This window comes from Sphingomonas sp. TDK1 (genome assembly GCF_001650735.1).
In the GTDB taxonomy this organism is placed as follows: Bacteria; Pseudomonadota; Alphaproteobacteria; order Sphingomonadales; family Sphingomonadaceae; genus Sphingomonas.
On the sequence record NZ_LXVY01000003.1, the window covers coordinates 1 to 18328 of the forward strand.

At 61.6% G+C, this 18328-nt stretch carries 14 protein-coding genes; 6 read left to right on the forward strand and 8 right to left on the reverse strand.

Translation table 11 applies throughout. From position 1 onward, the window contains the following. Positions 1 to 678: 678 nt before the first annotated feature. The 5 genes from A7X12_RS02150 to A7X12_RS02170 all read right to left on the reverse strand — a co-directional run bounded on the left by A7X12_RS02150 (position 679) and on the right by A7X12_RS02170 (position 5605). Positions 679 to 1701 carry a glycosyltransferase family 4 protein gene (locus A7X12_RS02150; protein ID WP_232318277.1) on the reverse strand — a complete coding sequence of 341 codons (1023 nt, stop codon included), beginning with the start codon at positions 1699 to 1701 and terminating at the stop codon, positions 679 to 681. A 145-nt stretch (positions 1702 to 1846) separates the two neighbouring features. Beyond that, positions 1847 to 3088: a glycosyltransferase family 4 protein gene (locus A7X12_RS02155; protein WP_064310015.1), complete on the reverse strand. Its 1242-nt coding sequence runs from the start codon at positions 3086 to 3088 to the stop codon at positions 1847 to 1849. Continuing rightward, the gene (locus A7X12_RS02160) at positions 3085 to 4269 is read right to left on the reverse strand and encodes a polysaccharide pyruvyl transferase family protein (RefSeq protein WP_064310016.1); all 1185 of its coding nucleotides are present in this window, start codon (positions 4267 to 4269) and stop codon (positions 3085 to 3087) included. The genes A7X12_RS02155 and A7X12_RS02160 overlap by 4 nt, the downstream gene beginning before the upstream one ends. A 136-nt stretch (positions 4270 to 4405) precedes the next feature. After that, a complete protein-coding gene (locus A7X12_RS02165) occupies positions 4406 to 4843 on the reverse strand; it encodes a hypothetical protein (protein WP_157105477.1) in 438 nt (145 codons plus the stop codon). 75 nt (positions 4844 to 4918) lie between these two features. After that, positions 4919 to 5605, reverse strand: coding sequence for a polysaccharide export protein (locus A7X12_RS02170; protein WP_232318279.1), 687 nt, complete (start codon positions 5603 to 5605; stop codon positions 4919 to 4921). A 197-nt stretch (positions 5606 to 5802) separates the two neighbouring features. On the opposite strand from A7X12_RS02170, the gene A7X12_RS02175 reads away from it, so the two are divergent. The 4 genes from A7X12_RS02175 to A7X12_RS02190 all read left to right on the forward strand — a co-directional run bounded on the left by A7X12_RS02175 (position 5803) and on the right by A7X12_RS02190 (position 11949). After that, positions 5803 to 7059: an outer membrane beta-barrel protein gene (locus A7X12_RS02175; RefSeq protein WP_084444972.1), complete on the forward strand. Its 1257-nt coding sequence runs from the start codon at positions 5803 to 5805 to the stop codon at positions 7057 to 7059. 46 nt (positions 7060 to 7105) lie between these two features. Further along, a complete protein-coding gene (locus A7X12_RS02180) occupies positions 7106 to 9316 on the forward strand; it encodes a GumC family protein (RefSeq protein ID WP_064310020.1) in 2211 nt (736 codons plus the stop codon). Positions 9317 to 9365: 49 nt separating this feature from the next. Next, positions 9366 to 10433, forward strand: coding sequence for a glycosyltransferase (locus A7X12_RS02185; protein WP_443029286.1), 1068 nt, complete (start codon positions 9366 to 9368; stop codon positions 10431 to 10433). 184 nt (positions 10434 to 10617) lie between these two features. After that, positions 10618 to 11949 carry a glycoside hydrolase gene (locus A7X12_RS02190; protein WP_157105478.1) on the forward strand — a complete coding sequence of 444 codons (1332 nt, stop codon included), beginning with the start codon at positions 10618 to 10620 and terminating at the stop codon, positions 11947 to 11949. 25 nt (positions 11950 to 11974) lie between these two features. Here the strand turns inward: A7X12_RS02190 and A7X12_RS02195 are convergent, their stop codons facing one another. The 3 genes from A7X12_RS02195 to A7X12_RS02205 all read right to left on the reverse strand — a co-directional run bounded on the left by A7X12_RS02195 (position 11975) and on the right by A7X12_RS02205 (position 15691). Next, complete coding sequence (locus tag A7X12_RS02195) at positions 11975 to 13285, reverse strand: cellulase family glycosylhydrolase (protein ID WP_064310023.1); 1311 nt, start codon at positions 13283 to 13285, stop codon at positions 11975 to 11977. Positions 13286 to 13664: 379 nt separating this feature from the next. Next, complete coding sequence (locus tag A7X12_RS02200; protein ID WP_064310024.1) at positions 13665 to 14537, reverse strand: glycosyltransferase family 2 protein; 873 nt, start codon at positions 14535 to 14537, stop codon at positions 13665 to 13667. 461 nt (positions 14538 to 14998) lie between these two features. Then, the gene (locus A7X12_RS02205) at positions 14999 to 15691 is read right to left on the reverse strand and encodes a sugar transferase (protein WP_232318281.1); all 693 of its coding nucleotides are present in this window, start codon (positions 15689 to 15691) and stop codon (positions 14999 to 15001) included. Between the two features lie 580 nt (positions 15692 to 16271). On the opposite strand from A7X12_RS02205, the gene A7X12_RS02210 reads away from it, so the two are divergent. Both A7X12_RS02210 and A7X12_RS02215 read left to right on the forward strand, forming a co-directional pair. After that, positions 16272 to 17492, forward strand: coding sequence for an NAD(P)/FAD-dependent oxidoreductase (locus A7X12_RS02210; protein WP_064310026.1), 1221 nt, complete (start codon positions 16272 to 16274; stop codon positions 17490 to 17492). A gap of 57 nt (positions 17493 to 17549) precedes the next feature. Continuing rightward, positions 17550 to 18323 (forward strand): enoyl-CoA hydratase-related protein, encoded by a 774-nt coding sequence (locus A7X12_RS02215; protein WP_084444976.1) that lies wholly within the window; start codon positions 17550 to 17552, stop codon positions 18321 to 18323. Positions 18324 to 18328 lie beyond the last annotated feature (5 nt).

Here is an 18328-nt window from a genome sequence, read left to right on the forward strand (position 1 = left end):
TGCGAATGTGCCAACTTCTTCCAGGCCGCTGGATATCAACGGTCAATGTGAAATTGCTCTAGTTTTTCAACGGCGTATTTTTCAACTCGTTGGCGGCGCTGCCAAGGGTGCCCGCAGGTTCTTGTGGAAGGCGTACGCCCGCCATTCGAGGTGCGTCGGGCTAAAGTTTAGCTAACGGCTCGGAGTAGCCAGGTCACGCCCAACCACAGGACAATGGCCGGAACGAGCAACAGGCCAAGGCGCACGGCGCGGGGGAATTTGGTGACCTCCGGCTCAGGCAGCTGATCGAGAGCGGCACGTAGCTTGAATTGGAGGTCTCCCACGGGCGCCCGTGGGGCAGGCGCACCGATGGTCCGCTCGCTTTCCGCGTCTTCCGGAGAAGGGGTTGCCGCCTCCGGCGCACTCGCCTGGGGCGGTCGCCCCGGTGCGGGCGGCATCGTACCGTCGCGGCGACGGATTTCTGACAAAAAACCTCGGCGTGGCATTGCGAGCCTCTCCAACCGGCCCCGCATATTATCACGCATGTTAACAGCGGGTATATGCTGCCGGAGGAGGAGTATGCGCGCCTCCAAGATCTCTTACAAGGGCTGGCCGGCGAACATGCACCGTAGCGGACTTGATCGGGCGCCAGCGCTCTCCGCTGCGGACCGCAGGGCTGAGCGCGGCCGTATGGCGCCGTCAATCGGCCAGCAATGCCGCCAGGATATGCTCTGCCTGCCGCTGCCAGGAAAAGCGTTGCGACTGCTCATAGCCTTTTGCAACCAGCTTTGCCGTTAAATCTGGATCGTCAAGCACCGCGGAGACCATGCGGTATATGTCGTTGAGATCATGAGGGTTGCAATAGCCGATGGCCTCACCGCACCGTTCGCGCATAGAGGGAATATCCGATCCCACGACGGGGCAGCCGCAGGACATGGCTTCCAGAGGCGGCAGGGGGGATGCCTCGTAGAAAGATGGGAAGACGAGGCATCGTGCGTTTTGATAGATTTCGCTGATCTGATCCAGATCCTCGATATGTCCTACGAACTTGACGAGATGTGCGACATCTTCAGGAATATTGAGATCGGTTTCGGCAAAAAAACGACTGTTTGACCCGACGAAGAGAAAAGATTGTCCTCTTTCTCGCGCTAGCCGAACCGCGACTTGCTTTAGGCCCGAAATGTTCTTACGTAGAGAAAGAGAACCGACGTACAGTACGTAGCCGTTACCAAAGCGTGCTTTAATGTTGGCCATGGCGTGGCCGCCGCGGTCAATGCAGCCTCCGTTCTGGGCAACGGTAATGCGATTGTGCAAATCGTCTTCCAAGGCGGAGATGCTGGCTTTCTCCGTTTCGGAAACCGCAATGATATGGCGGGCGCGCTTGAGGATCAGCGGCAGCATGACGGCGTGGGCGGCGCGATAGGGTAGGCTGTATGCCTCTGGATAGAGCCGGTACGACAGATCGTGTATCATGACACTGACGCTGCGGTTCCTGGCCAGAGGCCAGAGGGGGGCCGTGTTCCCCAGGCACAATAGATTGGCATTTCCGGCCGCGCGCGGAAGCGTGACCTGCTCCCATACATACCCGGTCGTATGACCAACGGGTTCCACGGCGATATTGCGAAGCTGCAGACTCGACAGGTCGGCATTGTGCTCGCACATCAACTGGAACGTCGCGGGGATTGTGCGCGTACCGATTATGTCGTCGATCGCCTTGGTCAATTCGCGCGCCACGCGTTGCACGCCGGTAGTTTTCTGGGTCAGAAACCGTCCGTTGATGATCCACCTTGTAGTCGGCCAGGGTCTCATCCGCGCTTGACCTTTGATCGGGAGGCTGCCGCCTGCGTGGGACAAGGAAGTGGCGGGTTTATGAAGCATGCAGCTCTGCTGCGCTAGAGATCGAAAGCCGCTCGCTATATGTGTCGAGAAGGCGATCGATCCACGCGTCAGGATCCAGCGCGATCGCGCGGGTACCCGAAAAAGCGGCGTGGCTCATCTGTGCGCAAAGCGCATCGTCGTCGATAATCCGACGCAGGGTGGCGGCGAAATTGGCGGTGTCGCGCGGCTCTACCGCCATACCGGCGCCCGCCGCGACAAGGTCGCCGGTCAGAAATGCGGTGGGCGGAGCGATCACCGGCAATCCACTCCAGGCAGCTTCGGCGGCGACGAGGCCATAGGGCTCGGGGTAGCGACTGGGCATCACCAGAAGGCGTGCCTGCGCTGCAATGGCGGCGATTCCCGCTGCGTTCTGACGGCCTTCCAGTTGCACGGCAGGATTGCGGGAAAGCGCCGCTCGCAATACGCCGTCGCCGATGCAGCGAAGCTTTGCGCCTGCCATTTTGCACGCCTGTGCCGCGAGATCCGCGCCCTTGGTTTCTTCAAGCCTGCCGACAAACAGGATATCGCGGTTCTCCTCCGCAACGATCCGCGTTTGAGTCCAGGCCGTCACTGGATTGGGCAGCGTCCTGATCGCCGAACTGGGTATGCCGGCGCGCATCAGGAAAGGGCGCATCGCCTCGTGGATCGCCAATATCGGCGGGGAGGTGCGTCGATTGTAGAAGTAGCGCTGGATCGCCTGACGCGTGACCCGCCAAAGCTTGTGAACATAGTTGCGACGGTCGCAATTGGTGGCGATGCAACGCAGCGACATTGGGGAGAGGGTGCACACCTCGCCGGTCTTGAGCAGAGAATAGCTGCCATTTGGACAGGCGAGAAAGAAGTCGTGCGCTGATAGCACCACGCGATCGAGCACCTGCTGGAGCGCACGAAATATCGAAGGCGACAAAATCTGCGCCCAGCCATGCAGGTGGTAGACGGTGCCCGGCGTATCGTTCGCGCGAATCCAGTCGGCAACCATGCGGTATGCCGCGCCATTATATAAACCCACCCGCATGGCGGCCAGGGTGGACCCCGACAAAAGCCTGTTCTGGCCGAGTGCCACGATTTCTGCGCCGTCCTCGCGAAGTTGGGCGTTGTCGCCGCTGTCGCCCGTGATGAATGTCACCGGGTGGCCGCGCTGGAGAAATCGATGTGCGGAAAGCAGCGCCAGCGCCGTCGCGCCGCCCTTGGGCTCGGCGAGATCGTTCAGGATGACGATGCGTCGGATCATCTTTTGCCGGCCGCCGCGAGCAGCGTGTCGGCCAGGCGCCGGACATCGTTGCTACACGCTTCGATCAACATCCTCAGCGACGGCGCATCGATGCCTTGCGAGGTCGCGCGCTGCGCCAGTGCCGGGATGTCCGAGGGCGGAACTGCGGCGGGATCAATCACCCAAGCAGAGCGTCCGACCAAGTCAAAGAAGCTGTTGAGCTTCACGTCCCACGCCAACCCGATCGCCGGGATGCCATAGGAATGTGCAGCGATGCAGGCGTGCATGCGATGCGCGATCACCATCGCGCAGCGCGAGATACATTCCGCCAATTGTGCGGGGCGGTCGAAGCTGGGGGCGACCGACACGCCCGCTATGCTGGCCCAGCGGTTCGCATGCAGGGCGAGGAACGCTTCGTCTTCGGGGCTGCCATTGGTGAACAAAATGACCGATCGACCATTGGCGGCCAGCGCGGCGATCGCTTCGTCGTACCAGGTCCGAAGGTCCCCGCGCACGGCCCCCGCTGCCGCATGGTAGCGAAGCGCCACCGGATCGGTGATGCAGAAGCCGATGCGGTCCGATTTTTCGGTCGCTGCTGGAAAGTAGCGCGCGGTGAGCAGTCCCGGATCGTGTGAGAGCCCTGCCGACGGCGCGCCAGAAGTCGCGAGCAAGTCGTTCCAGATGACCTGGGAGCGCGTGTCGCGCACCGTCACGTCCACTACCTCCGCGTCGGCAAGTCCCTGGCTGAATAGTCGATGCCCTGCCGGGGACCAGTTCCGGGTAACCCCCACGCCATATACGGCAACCGGAATGCCGCGATCGCGTAACTCCTGCAGCGCCACGTTGATCTTGATCGGGAAGTTAAGATCGGCATCGGCGAACAGATTGCCGCCGCCGATGATCGCCGCGTCGCAGTCTGCGAGTGCGGCCCGCCAGGCAGGATGAAGCCGCCGTCTCGCCAGCCGCTCGAGCGCCGTGCGGGTGGCGAATCGCCGCAAGGGCTTTGGCATCAGCCCCAGAGCACGAAGCGCAAGCTTGCGGTTGGGGAGGGACCGCCCATAGGCGGCACGGCCAGCAAGGTCGAGCGACGTCAGCGCAAGCCCTGGAACATGGCGCTGCAATTCGTGCTCCAGGCATTCCGACAGCAGACCATCACCCAGATTGGGACTGTATTTGACGCTGAATATCGCGATGCGAGTCATGGACGTGCGCGCCCCCCCAGGCAATAAGGCCGCCGGTTCGCTTCCGGTCGATCGTCTGACTCAGTAACTTGTTGCGACGCAGCATACAACTGCGCAATCATCCCGGCGGTGTCTACAAGCCGCCTGTTGTGCCGTTTTATGGCGCTTTGATGATGATAAGCGCGCTGCTCGCTTCCGACGAAGTCGATCGTGCTGCGCGATCTCGCCTATCCGCGAGCGTGCGATAAAGTTCGCTATTCGCCAAGCGTCGGATTCGGCTCGCCTTGAACGGGAAGATGGCGGCGCCAATTCCCGCGGCAAGCGTGCAGGCGCGCTCCCAGGAAAGGCTGTGACTTTCAGACAACTCGATGAAGCACAGCAGGATAGCGATCGATACTAAGAATCCTGCGATGTCGCCGCTGCGCAGTTTGGGGAAGCCGACCATCAGCGCGATCGTGAGGAAATACAGAAGGACCGGCAGTGAGGATCGAGACCCGGAGCTAGCGAGAAGCGCCATCAGCATCAGCAAGGCAAGCGCCGCCGCGCGCGCGAGCCGCACGAAGTGAACAGGCGCCAATGTCGACGGTTCCAGCATGGAGACCGTCGTATCCGCGCGCGACTTGATATCCCGTTAAGCCCACGGCACGCGCGATGGCGCAACGTCCGGGCATTATAGATAGCGTTCGCCGACGCGGATCGTATCGCCGGGGAGTACTTGAACTGCCGGGCCGTTCAGATCAACGGTGCGCTCCTCACCCGCGCGGCGACGAAGAAATACCTTGCCGCGATTTGCGCGATAGCTGAAACCGCCGGCGGCAGCTACCGCCTGCTGAACGGTAAGGCCGTTGGAGAAGGAATATTCGCCGGGCTTGTTTACCTCGCCGAGGATGTAATAGGGCCGGTAGCTGATGACCTCGACGCTCACGCGAGGATCCAGCACATACCCCTGCTTCAGCTTTTCGCGGACGAATTGGCTGACGTCCTCGGTTGTCTTGCCGTCTGCCTGGATGGTGCCGATGAGGGGGAATGCGATCGTGCCCTGGGGCGTGACGCTGTACTCGCCGGTGAGGCTGGTCTCGTTGAATACAATGATGCGCACCCGGTCCCCGGCCGCCAACAAATAGCCTGCGTTGAGTGGCGCAATCTGACTCGCTTCCAGCGCCGGCGGAGTAGATGCGCAAGCCGAAAGCGCGCCCATGCCCACCACAAGGGCCGCAGCGAATGTTCGTCTCTTCATCGTGATTCCCCTGGCAGATGCATTATCGTACCGCGAGTGCACAATATTGTACAACGGCCAACTGACTTTTTGCAGGGCATGTTGGCCATCGCTCCAGACTGCATCATGAACTGCTAGCATCAGACTGATTTTGCGCAGAAAAAGTGCGGCGATCGGATGCTGTCGTTCCGGAAGAGACTAGTCTGCGCTCCAAGGATTCCCTTCCGGAGGGATAGAACCGTTTCAGAAATGCACAGCCTACGCTGCACTGCCGCAATAATAAGGGGACAGATTGCTCTGATTATGCTAGCCCCTTGAAGGGGAGGCGCTCGTTTCACATGACGCTTTTGGGGCAAGACGGTTTGCGATTGGTGGTGCTCGCCCTCACGTTCGTGCCGGGGTGCGCCGCAGCGCAGAATTCTGATCTGTCCCTCGCGCAGCAAAGTTCGGTCTCGGCGCGCACGCTCCCCGGTGTCACGCCGCAGGGAATTCCCGTCGGCGGCTTCAGGTTGGTTCCGGCGCTTGGAACGATGATCGGCTATGACGACAATGTGTATAATCGCAATGCGCCGATCCTAAGCGAGGGGCATGTACGGTTCAGCCCGAGTCTGGCGCTGCGCTCTTCCTGGAGCCGGCATTCGCTGCGGCTCACGATGGACGGGGAAGCGCGGCGCTATTTCGACCTGAAGACCGAGAATTCCAATCAATTCAGTACGAACCTCGTCGGTCGTTATGACCTTGCCCGGGACGTCCGCCTCAACGTCAGTGGTGGTTTCGCGCACCGTATCGAGGAGCGTGGCAGTGCGACCGATGTTTTCATTGGACCGCGGCCTACCCGCTATAATCAGACATCGGCGGGATTGGGTGTTGCGCTGACGCCCGGGCGCATGTTGTTCCGGCTTGACGGCAGTGCGACGAAGTTCAGCTATCTGGATAGTCGTGCCGCCGACGGATCTGTCGTAGATCTGGGCGGCCGCGATTTCGAGACCGCTTCGCTCACCGCGCGTGGTGGATATGAAGTCAGGCCAGGCATCTATCTCTTCGCCAGCGGTTCCGTGAATCGCGCGCGATACCCCAGGCCGCAAGCTATCGATCGCGCGTCCGACGGCTATACGGCAGGGGGTGGTCTTCAGTTCGACCTGGGGGATGTTGTAGGCGGCGAGGTGACGGTCACCTATCTCAAGCAGCGGTTTGTCTCCTCGCTTTTTCGGGACGTCGGCGGGCTCGGTTATTCGACCAAGCTGTACTGGAACCCCACGACCCTGCTCAGCCTTGAACTTGTGGCGATGCGCACGCTGCAGCGCGCCCCGTTGCAGGATGTTTCCGCCCTCGACCAAGATATCGTGCGACTGACGGCGGACTATGAAGTGCTCCGCCGGATGGTCATAACCGGTGCTGTCGAACATCTTCGTACCAATTTTCGCGGAATAGGGCGTTCCGAAAACCGGCTGGTCAGCAGTTTGAGTGGGCGGTACAATCTTACACGGTTTATCGACCTGACTGCATCGGTCAGTTTTCGCAACCAATCCTCCGCTATTGCCACGCGCAACTTCGACGCGAGCGAAATTCGTGTGGGTGCGGTCGCAAAGTATTGATCGGAAACAATATGGCCAGGCCAGTCTTGATTGGAGTAACACGGCGGTGAACAAGGCGCTTACCCTGACGCCTGCGGGCGGCGAAATCCTGCCGGAGGTTCGTGGTGAACGCGCGGCGGGGGCAGATCGTCTCGACTTTCGCGGCATCTGGTCGATATTTCGGCGCCGCATCGGCGTTTTCATCGCGATCGTGGTGTCAGCGCTGCTTCTTGGGCTTGTCTTTACGCTGAAGCAGACGCCGCTTTACACCGCGGCCGCGCAAATTTCGTTGAATTCGCAAACCAACCAAATCGCGCCGACCAGCACGACGGCTTCCGTGTCGCAGCAGGTGCCGCCAACCAGCACCTATGCCGACACGCAGGTGCAAGTCATTACCTCGCAGGACATGGCGATGCGCGTCGTCAATGCGCTGAACTTGGCGCAGCAGGCGCGCTTTCGGGAAGTGCCGGCACGACCAGCGCAGTTGTTCGGCTTGATCGCCGCGACGCCGGCGACACCGCTGACGGTCGAGCAGGCGAAGGCCAATGCGGCGCTGTATCTTCAGACGCATGTGACGGCGCAGCGGGTGGGCGAGACGTTGGTGTTGCTTATCGGCTTCACGGATCCAGATCCTGCCTTCGCCGCAGCAATGGCGAACGAATATGCACGGCAATACACCTACGCCGACATCATCGACAAAAAGCTGCAGAGCAAGCAGTCGACCCAGTTTCTCTCAGGGCGCCTGGAGCAACTGCGCAAGGAAGCGCAGGCCGACACGGAAGCGGTGCAACGCTATCGAATCGCCAACAATCTGCCGAGCACTACCGGTGCCAATCTCACCGAGCAGGAAATTTCCAGTTATAACCAGGCGGTCGCGTCGGCACATGCGCAGAGCGCGGAAGATGCGGCACGCCTGAATACGGCACGGAGCCAGCTGGCGCGCGGGTCCAGCGGGGACGATGTCGGAGAGGCGCTGCAATCGCCGGTGGTGACGGCGCTTCGCGCCCGACAGGCCGAACTGATCGCCCAACTGGCTAACCTGAAAGCGAATTACGGCAACTTGTACCCGGAGGTCGTCAAGACCGAGAGCCAGCTCAACGCAATCAATCAGCAGGTTGAGGCGGAGATCAAGCGCATCATCTCCAACCTGGAGGCAAAGCAGCGCGTTTCGGTGCAACGCGAGGGTTCTCTGAAGGGGTCGCTCAACAAGGCGTCCGGTGCCCTGGCCCAGAACAACCGCGCGATGGCCGGACTCGACGATCTCATGCGGCGGGCATCGACATCGCAGGGGCTCTACGAGAACTATCTCAATCGATACAAGGAAGTCCTGGCACAGGAAGGCACGGAGCAGCCCGGCTCCCGCATCCTGTCGCCGGCGAGCGTGCCGGAGCGGCCATTTTCTCCTCGTCCGATGCTGAACCTGGCGCTCGCCCTTGTGGTCGGCGCGGGGGTGGGCGCGGCGGCAGCGCTCGCCACCGAGCTGCTCTATTCGGGGCTTACGACAGGTGAAGATGTCGAAGGCCGCCTGCATGTGCCCTATGTCGGGATGATCCCCACGCTGAAATCGGTGCGCAAGACGAAGGACACCCCGGTTTCGGCCGTCGTCAACGATCCGCGCTCGCCCTTTGCGGAGGCTTTCCGTTCGTTGCGCGCAACCTTGAGCTTCTTCAATCGCTGCGGCGCCCAGGTGATTGCCGTCGCTTCTTCCTTGCCCAAGGAAGGCAAGACGACGACCGCGATCTGCCTCGCCCGCTCCTATCAGCTTTCCGGGCAAAGCACGGTGTTGGTCGACTGCGACCTGCGCCGTAAAGGCGTAACCCGCTCGATCGAAGGATCCCAGCTCCGCGCGGGTCTGATCGACGTTCTGCGGGGTACGGCAACGCTTTCGGACGCGCTGATCAAGGAGGGCACCGGACTCCATGTCCTCGCCCTCTCGATCGATGATGTCGACGGAACGGAGTTGCTCACGGGCAAGGCGTTCGACGATCTTCTCGTAACCCTGCGGCAGCGCTTTGCACGGGTAATCCTCGACACCGCGCCGCTATTGCCGACCGCCGACGCGCGATTGGTTGCGACGAAGGCCGATGCCGCCCTGCTGCTGGTGCAGTGGCGCAGGACCCCTGACACCGCGGTTCGCGCAGCATTGCGCATGCTGCCCCCGCAAGACGTCAACCTTGTCGGCGTGGCCCTTACCCAGGTCGATATGAAGAGGCAGGTAAAATACGGTTATGGCGACGGCGAATTCCACTACGGATCCTACCGTAGCTATTATGCGTGATAGCGCGGACCTGCCTTCGCTAGAGGCACTGCGCCGACGCTATCAACGCGTGGCCATCATCCACTATTGGCTGGTCACCATGAGAGGGGGCGAGCGCGTGATCGAGCGCCTGCTGCACCTCTTTCCCAACGCGGACATTTTCACGCATGTGTACGTGCCGGAAAAAATGTCCGACATCATTCGCGCTCGAAAGGTGACGACGAGCTTCATCAGTCGCCTCCCGGGAGCGACGAAGCACTATCAGAAATATCTCCCGCTGATGCCGATGGCGCTCGAGGAACTCGATCTGCGCGGATATGATCTGGTGCTGAGCAGCGAATCCGGACCAGCGAAGGGCGTGATCGCAGCGCCCGATGCATTGCACCTCAGCTATGTCCACTCCCCGATGCGCTATCTGTGGGACCATTATCACGATTATCGTGAAACCGCCGGGACCGTGAGCCGAGCGCTTATGCCTTTTCTCTTCCACCGCCTGCGAAGCTGGGATGTCACGTCCGCGGCCCGGGTCGATCGACTGGTCGCGAACTCGAACTTCATCAAACGCAGGATCGCCCGAACCTGGGGGCGGGAGGCGGAGGTGGTGCACCCGCCGGTGGCGACACATCTGTTCGGTAAGATCGATGCCGTCGAGCCGCACTATCTCTGGGTAGGTCAGATGACCCCCTACAAACGCGCGGACCTCGCGGTAGAGGCGTTCAATCGCCTGGGCTTGCCGCTGCTGATGGTGGGCGATGGCGAGATGGCTGCGGAACTGCGTCGCCGTGCAGGGCCCAACATTCGCTTTGTCGAGCGGCTCGATCTCTCGGGACTTCAGCATGCCTATGCTTCGGCGCGCGCGCTGATCTTCACTGCCGAAGAGGATTTCGGGATCGTGCCGGTCGAAGCGATGGCCTCGGGGCGTCCTGTGATCGCCTATGGCCGCGGCGGGGCACTGGACAGCATCGTTCCCGATCAAACCGGGATGTTTTTCGATGCGCAAACGCCGGACTCGCTTGTCGAGGCGGTGGAGCGTTTCGAGCGGTGGCTTCCGCATTTCGATCCGGATTGCGCGATCGCACAGGCAGCGCGCTTCGCTCCCGAGCGCTTTGACGACGGCATGATTGCGGCGCTTGCGTGAGCGTGTCGTTGCCCTTGCCTGATGGGACGCGCGCCGGGCGGATGCAGGGGGTTTAATGCTTCCGACCACGATCGGCCTGTTCGTCGTCATCGTCGGGGCGCTGCTGCTCGCCATCGGCTCGAGCGCGGCGATGATGTCGTTTCTCATGCTGACCAGCCTCATGATCGGGTCGGCAGCGATCATCATGACGGCGCTGGGTGCTTCTTCGATTCCGCCGGCGCAATTGGCGCTCGGCTTCCTCGCGCTTCGCGTCCTGCTACCCACCCCGGGCAGTCTTGCGCGGCTCGGCGACGCGATCAAGGCGAATGCACCCCTGCTCGTTTTCGTCTTGTACGGCATCATCGGATCATACGCGCTGCCGCGGATTTTCGCCGGAAGCATGCAAGTACCGCCGCTGCGTTTCACCGGCCTCACCTACATCTACGCGGCCGTACCGCTGGCGCCGTCGTCGCAGAACATCACGACCTCGGTCTATATGGTCGGCACCTTGCTGATCGCGATCTGCGTACATGCGGCGATTCGTACCGATGCTGGCCCGCGTTATTTCCTTCGCACGGCCGTGGCCTTGTGCTGGATCCACATGATCCTGGGCGTCGCCGGGGTAGCGCTCAAGGGGACGCCGGCAGACGCGTTCTTCCAGTTCTTCCGCAACGGCAACTATGCGCAACTCGATCAGAGCTATGGCGGGTTCATTCGCCTGACCGGGATCACGCCGGAGCCGTCCGCCTATTCGGGCTTTGCCTTTGGCTGGTTCGTGCTGATGTTCGAGAGCTGGTTGCGCGGGATCTGGCCGCGCGTGACCGGGATTACCGCCGCGGCGATGGGGCTGCTTCTGGTGTTTTCGACGTCGGGGCTCGCCTATGTCGGGCTGGGCGGATATTCGTTGATCCTGATGTTGCGGGTGCTCATTCCCGGCAGCGTGTTGGGCCGAAGCATGCCCTATCTCCTCGGCGCGCTGTTGGGCGGGGCAACGCTGGTGGCGGCGGTGTGTCTGATTGTGCCGGCGCTGCCGACGGCATTCGGCGACATGTTCTACCACATGACGGTGGATAAAGGGACTTCCGAGTCCGGCCTGCAGCGTGCGTTCTGGGCGAAAAAGGGATTCGAGGCATTCTGGGTGAGTCACGGCCTCGGGATCGGTCCAGGCAGCTTCCGCTCGTCCAGCCTCATCACCGCAGTTCTTGGATCGATGGGCGTGATCGGGGCGGTGACCTTTGTGACCTATGTGCTCTGGGTTCTGAAGCCGCTGCGGAACAGCACCTATGGCGCGACGGATGATCCAATGCTTGGGTTGGGTGTCGCCGCGTCTTGGGCTGCCCTTGGTGTCCTGATCCCGCAGGCGGTCGGATCACCGAGCGCGGATCCTGGCGCCAATTTCGCGATCTTCGCTGCTGCGGCGCTGGCATTGCGGGCACGTGCCACGTCATCGCGTCAAAGCGTGACGGCGGAATCCTGGCGTGCGCAATATCACCGTTATGGCCTTCTTCGAGAAGCTCGGCCGGTGGAGGGGCCATGATCGCCTTGGGTTTCGCGCAAAGCGGCTATTCATCCAGGTTTGTCAGAAGCACCGGTGAGGCGCCGACCATGAGTGGCGCGCTCAAGGCGAGGGCGCGTCCGGAAACGAGGTCGATGCCGCGCGTCACGGGGGCCGGCAAATCGCGCGGGTCAACTGCCTCTGCTTGGCTGGCGACCGACCACAACACATAGGCGTGCGCGCCACCACGCCGCGCCGTGAACATTAAAAGGTCTGGCCGATCGCGAAGCGGCGTAATGCCGACGATCTCGAAGTCGCCGATTTGCTGCATCAGTCGGGCAATCGCTGCGCCGGCAGGCTTTAGCTCTCCGGTGGTGGTCGCAAGGCCGAACGACAGTTCCGAATTCGTCCGGTCCGATCCCGTGTCCACCGCCTGGTACAGGTTGGTCGTGCGACCGCGCGCGGTGTAGATCAATACCGTTCGGAGATCGAGGGCGGCTTGCTGGTCTTCGGCAACGCCCTTGGCCATGTTTACCGCGAAGCCGGCCTCGCTGTTGATGATGCGGGTCGCACGTCCGCGCAACGGGTGTTCGGCGAAGAACCGCTCAAGGGCTGGTTCGTCCTTCAGATAGGCTTCGGGCGTATTGAGATAGGGGTGCAAGCTCACTGCATCCAGGCACGCCATCAGCCTGGGCTCCGCAGCCCGACCCGCCCATTGCTGGTAAATGTCCATGCCATAGGAAGGCACGAAATGGGCGGGTTTCACCGGCGTCCCTTCCATCACAAGCCCGGACACCGTCGCTTGCGATAGCGCCGCCTTGATCGCCTCACACACCTCTGTTGCCATGCCCGCATAGCCCTCGGGATCGGGTCCGCTACCGCCCCAAAAGGTGCGTGTGTTCGGCTCGTTCCAGATTTCGTAAATCACCGGCGCTACAGCCGTGCCAGCGCCATAACGCTGCGCAGCGGCGGCGGCGAAACGCGCAAAGCCTGCCTGCGCATCGCCACCGGCGGGCGCGCGGGTCGTGGGATCGGCGGAGACATAGCCCTGTGCTTTGCCGAAGAGCGTCAGAATGGTCCAAAGCCCTGCGCCGCGTGCTGCGGCCACGCGCGCGTCATTCTGACGCCAATCATACTCGCCGACGCGAACTTCCGTGCGATCCCAGTACATGCCCATGCGAACGCCACCGACCCCAAGCTTTCGCGCCGTGGCCAATTGCAGATCAAACGGGACATTTCCGACGATTTGGACTGAGAGGAGAGAACGCAACGTCGCGCCGGCTACCATGTTCTCGGCATGCGCTTCGTCCGGCGACAGCTGCGCGGAAAAAGAGGCTGCCTGGAACGCCAGCGCACCAATCGCTGCGGCTCCAATCATGCATGTCCAAATCCGCAATCGGCGACGGCGCTTGTTTCCGCTCACGGCTTTTAGGGCGCTTCCCGGCATCCGACGGTACTTTCCGACGCTAGACGATTAGGACTGCGCAAGCATAGACTGATGCGTATCGCGTTTCTACGGCGTGCGCTGACTATTTTAACGCGAGGTCGCCAGGATCATTGGCCGCAGAAACATCTGTCGACGAGATAGGGATGGCAGCAAAGCGTCAGAATTGATGGCGAATTCCGCGTAGAAAGCGATTCGATGGCACCGCCGCCGCGCACGCGGTTTGGCTCCGCTGTACAGGTCCCGCGTCGTGCACAGAACGGTACGGGTAGCGCAGTCCCGCCAGCGATGCTTGCGGGCGACAAGCGCCATCCTATAGGCGGTTGATACGGCCAGGGTCTATGCGGCCTCGGAATAATATATCGCCAATGGCCATGAGATTGCCCTTCAGACGCCCCCTCCGATCAATATTCGGCTCAGGGCGCAGGCTTCGAAGCAGATTCGACGTAAGCTGCTGGAGCAGCAGTCTTTCGCCCAGCCACGGCTGGATGGTGCCCTTTCGCTTCAGATAAACGACGTTAGCAACCTGCGAATAGCCGAGCTTGATGCCCGATGTGCGCCCACCGCGTACGCCTAGATGGACGCCGCTGACGGCGCTGCTGGAAATCAACCGGCCCCGCACGAAGACCTGGCGCGCATAGTCGATATCCTCCAGCCATGCATATTGCGGGAGTGTCTCATCGAATCGAATATCCCGCGCCGCAGATGCGCGGATCGCCATGTTGCAACCATACAGCGCGGGACGATCCCGAACTTGCGGTTCAGCTGGCGGCGTATGGCTGTCTACCATCGCCACGGCTTCCTCGAACGTATAGCCACCCGTGTGAATTCCGTCAGCTATAAGATCACCGGTGATGCCGGCAATATCGGGTGACGCCGTAAGGATTCGCTCGGCTTCTTCGAGATAGTTATCGCAGGGCAGAAAATCGTCATCGAAGAAGATCAGGATATCTGCCTTGTCGATGACGAGATCAATGCCGCGATTGCGCTGATGGCTGGAGCCCTTCTCGGAGAACACGACCGAAACATTGCCACGCGCCTGGTCGACACCGGTCACGTCCTCTGGTTTAACGGAAACCACCACGACGCCGTCGGGCGGACGCGTTTGGTCCGCAAGACGGTCTACGGTCAGTCGGGTGAGTTCCGCCCGACCGATCGTGGCGATGATGACGTAGATGCCTGGCATGTATCCCCCTCGGCATGCAGTGGCTCGCCGGTAAGATTTGCAGGAAAAGCCTTTATTGTGCAAGGCAGCAAAAACCGTGGAAGTCGAAAGATGTTTTGGATCGAGATGCATTCGTCGCGACATTGGCATTCGCGCCGACTAGATTTCGCGGCGTTTGCATAGAATCTCGATGCATTAAAGCATTGAGACGGCCTCCGGTCTAAAGCGCGCTTTAGATATGTGCTCGAACGCTGCGCTAGTATCGCATGGATGTCCTCTTTCCATCACATGTTTGTAATCGAGAAAACGTAGGTAACGCGACCGCTATATGCACGTGAGACGCGGCAGCGCCGAAAGGAAAAGCCGCAAAATGGAGTGCGCGCGCTTTACCAATCGGCGTTCTGCTGTTCGATAGCATGCGGTACCCTGTCGCCGGCGCTGCCGCTCCCTCCATGCAGAAGGGAACGGCGCGCCATCGCCGTTCAGTAGCTTCCGCGCGATAGCAGTACCATGGGCACAGTCAGTACGAGTATCTTGAAGTACAACGTGACCGACTGTTTCTCGGCGAACTTTACGTCCATGGCGACCCGTCGGCGGTAGGATACGTCATTACGGCCGCTAACCTGCCAGAGTCCCGCGATGCCGGGCTTTACTTCGCAATATTTGCTGAAATAGCGACCATAGCGCTCGATTTCGTCGACGACGATCGGCCGAGGGCCGACAAGGCTCATCTCGCCGCGCAAGACGTTCAGGAGCTGAGGGAGCTCGTCGAGACTCGATTTGCGCAAAAAGCGGCCAATGCCGACGATGCGTGGATCGTTCCGCAGCTTGTGATCTCGCGCCCATTCCTCACGGGCCGCGGGGTCGTTCTCGAGCAGTTCCTTCAGTCGCTCGGCCGCATCGACCGCCATCGACCGGAACTTGAAGCAGGGAAACATTTTCCCGCCATGTCCAACCCGACGATGGGCGAAAAGTATCGGGCCGGGATCCGCCACATAGGTGCAGATCGCGATGAGCAGCATCATCGGGGCCAGAAACACGAGGAGCAGGGACGCGAGAACGATATCGCAAGCACGGATAACAGTGGCAGACTGCGTTCTGGTGGGTGCGGAAGCCTGAAGGCCCACTAATTCCACCTGCATCTCTTTTCGAGCGATTGCTATGGTAGTGTTCAAGGTAGCCCCCTAAGCGCGCCTGAAGGTGCCCCTGACGATACTGCCCAGGCCCCCTCTTGTTGAAGCTATACTCCAAACAGGCCGCTCAGACCCTCATCCTAACTCTATTTTTTCTGTAGAAGAACTATAAGATAATCGTAGGGGTTAATCCACCCTTAATCTGTCAAAATCGCCGAGCGGGTGGTGCGGCAGATAGTCACGCCCGGTCGGGGATCGCCGAAGTCTCAGGTAGGCGCCCGGCATATTTATTTAGAAACATGGACTTGTGTCATGTCTTTGCGGACTGCGCCATTTTCGTTCGGCGGCGCTGGCGGATCAAGTTCTGCACCGAAGTGGGACAGTCTACGGATATCCGGAGGCTTTGCTGTCGCCGTTAATGTCCGAGGGCGCCGAATCATTACGTAACCGCATCGGTTAAGTCCGTCTTGGATAGGGTTGATCGCGCGATGAATACGGCAGCGCTTGGGGCGGTGGCCCGTTGGCGGAAGCCAAGGCCCGCGATAAGGCATCGCACCTGAGGAATTTGCGTATATGCTATGTGTTATAGCAAACTGGTGCGGGTCGCGCGGGGAGAGGGCGTTTGGACAGGTACGACATTCTGATCGTGGGTAGCGGCCATGGCGGGGCGCAGTGTGCGGTGGCGCTACGCCAGGCGGGGTTCGCAGGCACACTCGCGGTTATCGGTGAGGATCCCGAGATTCCCTATGAGCGGCCGCCGCTCTCGAAGGACTATCTGAAAGGCGAAAAGAGCTTTGATCGTATCCTGATACGTGCGCCCGGCTTTTGGGAAGAGCGGCAGGTGACGATGTTGACCGGCCGGCGCGTGGTCGCGGTGGATCCGGCGGGCAAGACCGTTACCGATTCTGCTGGTGCGCGGATCGGTTATGGCGCGCTCGTCTGGTCGGCTGGCGGCAGTGCGCGGCGGCTGGCGTGCAGCGGGCACGATCTTGCCGGCGTGCACGCCATCCGCACCAAGCGCGACGTCGACCAACTGCTTGCCGAACTGCCGACCACGCAGCGCATCGTGGTGATCGGTGGCGGCTATATCGGGCTGGAGGCGGCCGCTGCGCTGATCAAGGCAGACAAACAGGTGGTCGTTCTGGAGGCGATGGACCGGGTGCTGGCGCGGGTCGCCGGGGAACCGCTGTCGCGCTTCTATGAGGCAGAGCATCGTGCCCACGGCGTAGAGATACGGACCGGTGCGATGGTCGAATGCCTGGAGGGGCAGGACGGGCGGGTCTGCGGCGTGCGGCTTGCCGATGGCGAGGTGCTGCCGGCGGACATGGTAATTGTCGGCATCGGCATCGTGCCGGAAGTGGCCCCGCTGCTCGATGCGGGCGCTGCTGGCGGAAACGGCGTACGCGTGGACGCGCAGTGCCGCACCAACCTGCCGGACGTGTTCGCCATCGGGGACTGCGCGCTGCACGCGAACCGCTATGCTGACGGCACCGAGATCCGGCTGGAATCGGTGCAGAATGCCAACGACCAGGCGAACACGGTCGCCAAGCTGCTGACCGGCCAGGAGGCCCATTATGATGCGGTGCCGTGGTTCTGGTCGAACCAGTACGACCTGAAGCTGCAGACGGTGGGTCTTTCGATCGGCCATGACGCGGTGGTGCTGCGCGGCGATCCGGCGGCGCGTTCCTTTTCGGTGATCTACCTGAAACAGGGGCGGGTGGTCGCGCTCGACTGCGTCAACGCCATGCGCGACTATGTGCAGGGCAAGCGGCTGGTGACCGAGCGGATGGTGATCGATCCGGCCACGCTCGCTGACCCGATGACGGTGCTTAAAGAGCTTTGAGTTGCGCGGGCAGGCCGGCGCGGGCATCCCCTTCTCCAGTTCTAGGGAGAAATGAGGATGTCCGACGCGCCGGTGCTGCTTGCGATGGAAGGCGATGTCGCGGTGGTGCGCCTGAACCGCCCCGATCGGCTCAACGCGCTAACGCCCGAGATGCTCGATCTGCTTGCGGCGACGCTACGGCAGGCGCCGGCGCAGGGCGCGCGAGCGGTGCTCCTCACCGGCGAGGGACGCGCGTTCTGCGCGGGTGCAGACCTCACCGCGAGCGTCGGCATGCGCGATTCGGGCGAGGCGCTGCGGCAGCATTATAATCCGGTGATCGCCACGATGGCCGAGCTGCCGATTCCGATCGTCTGCGCGGTGAACGGCGCCGCGGCGGGGGCAGGGGCGTCGATCGCGTTGGCGGCGGACATCGTGGTGATGGCGCAATCCGCCTATCTGCTGCTTGCCTTCGCCAATATCGGGCTGGTGCCGGACGCGGGCGCAACATGGCTGATCGGCAAGGCGGCCGGCCGGGCGCGGCTGCTCGAGATGGCGCTGCTCGGAGAGCGGATGCTGGCGGAGGAGGCGCTCGCGAACGGACTTGTCACGCGAGTGGTGGAAGACGGTGCCTTGGGGCAGGTCACGCACGGGCTTGCTGCGAAGCTGGCAGGAATGCCCACGGTAGCGCTGGGTCTCATCCGCAGGCAGGTCGGCGTGGCGCTATCGGGTACGCTGACCGAGACGATGGAGATCGAGGCGGAGCATCAGAGCATCGCCGCGAAAACCGAAGACTGCCGTGAGGCGATTGCTGCGTTCCTCGCCAAGCGGGAGCCACATTTTACGGGGCGTTGAGGTAC

What these genes read in the sequence shown, in the direction of transcription:
- A7X12_RS02155 (WP_064310015.1), bottom strand. Translation starts at nt 3,088, where the DNA reads ATGATCCGACGCATCGTCATCCTGAACGATCTCGCCGAGCCCAAGGGC.
- A7X12_RS02160 (WP_064310016.1), bottom strand. Translation starts at nt 4,269, where the DNA reads ATGACTCGCATCGCGATATTCAGCGTCAAATACAGTCCCAATCTGGGT.
- A7X12_RS02165 (WP_157105477.1), bottom strand. Translation starts at nt 4,843, where the DNA reads ATGCTGGAACCGTCGACATTGGCGCCTGTTCACTTCGTGCGGCTCGCG.
- A7X12_RS02170 (WP_232318279.1), bottom strand. Translation starts at nt 5,605, where the DNA reads ATGCTAGCAGTTCATGATGCAGTCTGGAGCGATGGCCAACATGCCCTG.
- A7X12_RS02175 (WP_084444972.1), top strand. Translation starts at nt 5,803, where the DNA reads ATGACGCTTTTGGGGCAAGACGGTTTGCGATTGGTGGTGCTCGCCCTC.
- A7X12_RS02190 (WP_157105478.1), top strand. Translation starts at nt 10,618, where the DNA reads ATGACGGCGCTGGGTGCTTCTTCGATTCCGCCGGCGCAATTGGCGCTC.
- A7X12_RS02195 (WP_064310023.1), bottom strand. Translation starts at nt 13,285, where the DNA reads ATGATTGGAGCCGCAGCGATTGGTGCGCTGGCGTTCCAGGCAGCCTCT.
- A7X12_RS02200 (WP_064310024.1), bottom strand. Translation starts at nt 14,537, where the DNA reads ATGCCAGGCATCTACGTCATCATCGCCACGATCGGTCGGGCGGAACTC.
- A7X12_RS02215 (WP_084444976.1), top strand. Translation starts at nt 17,550, where the DNA reads ATGTCCGACGCGCCGGTGCTGCTTGCGATGGAAGGCGATGTCGCGGTG.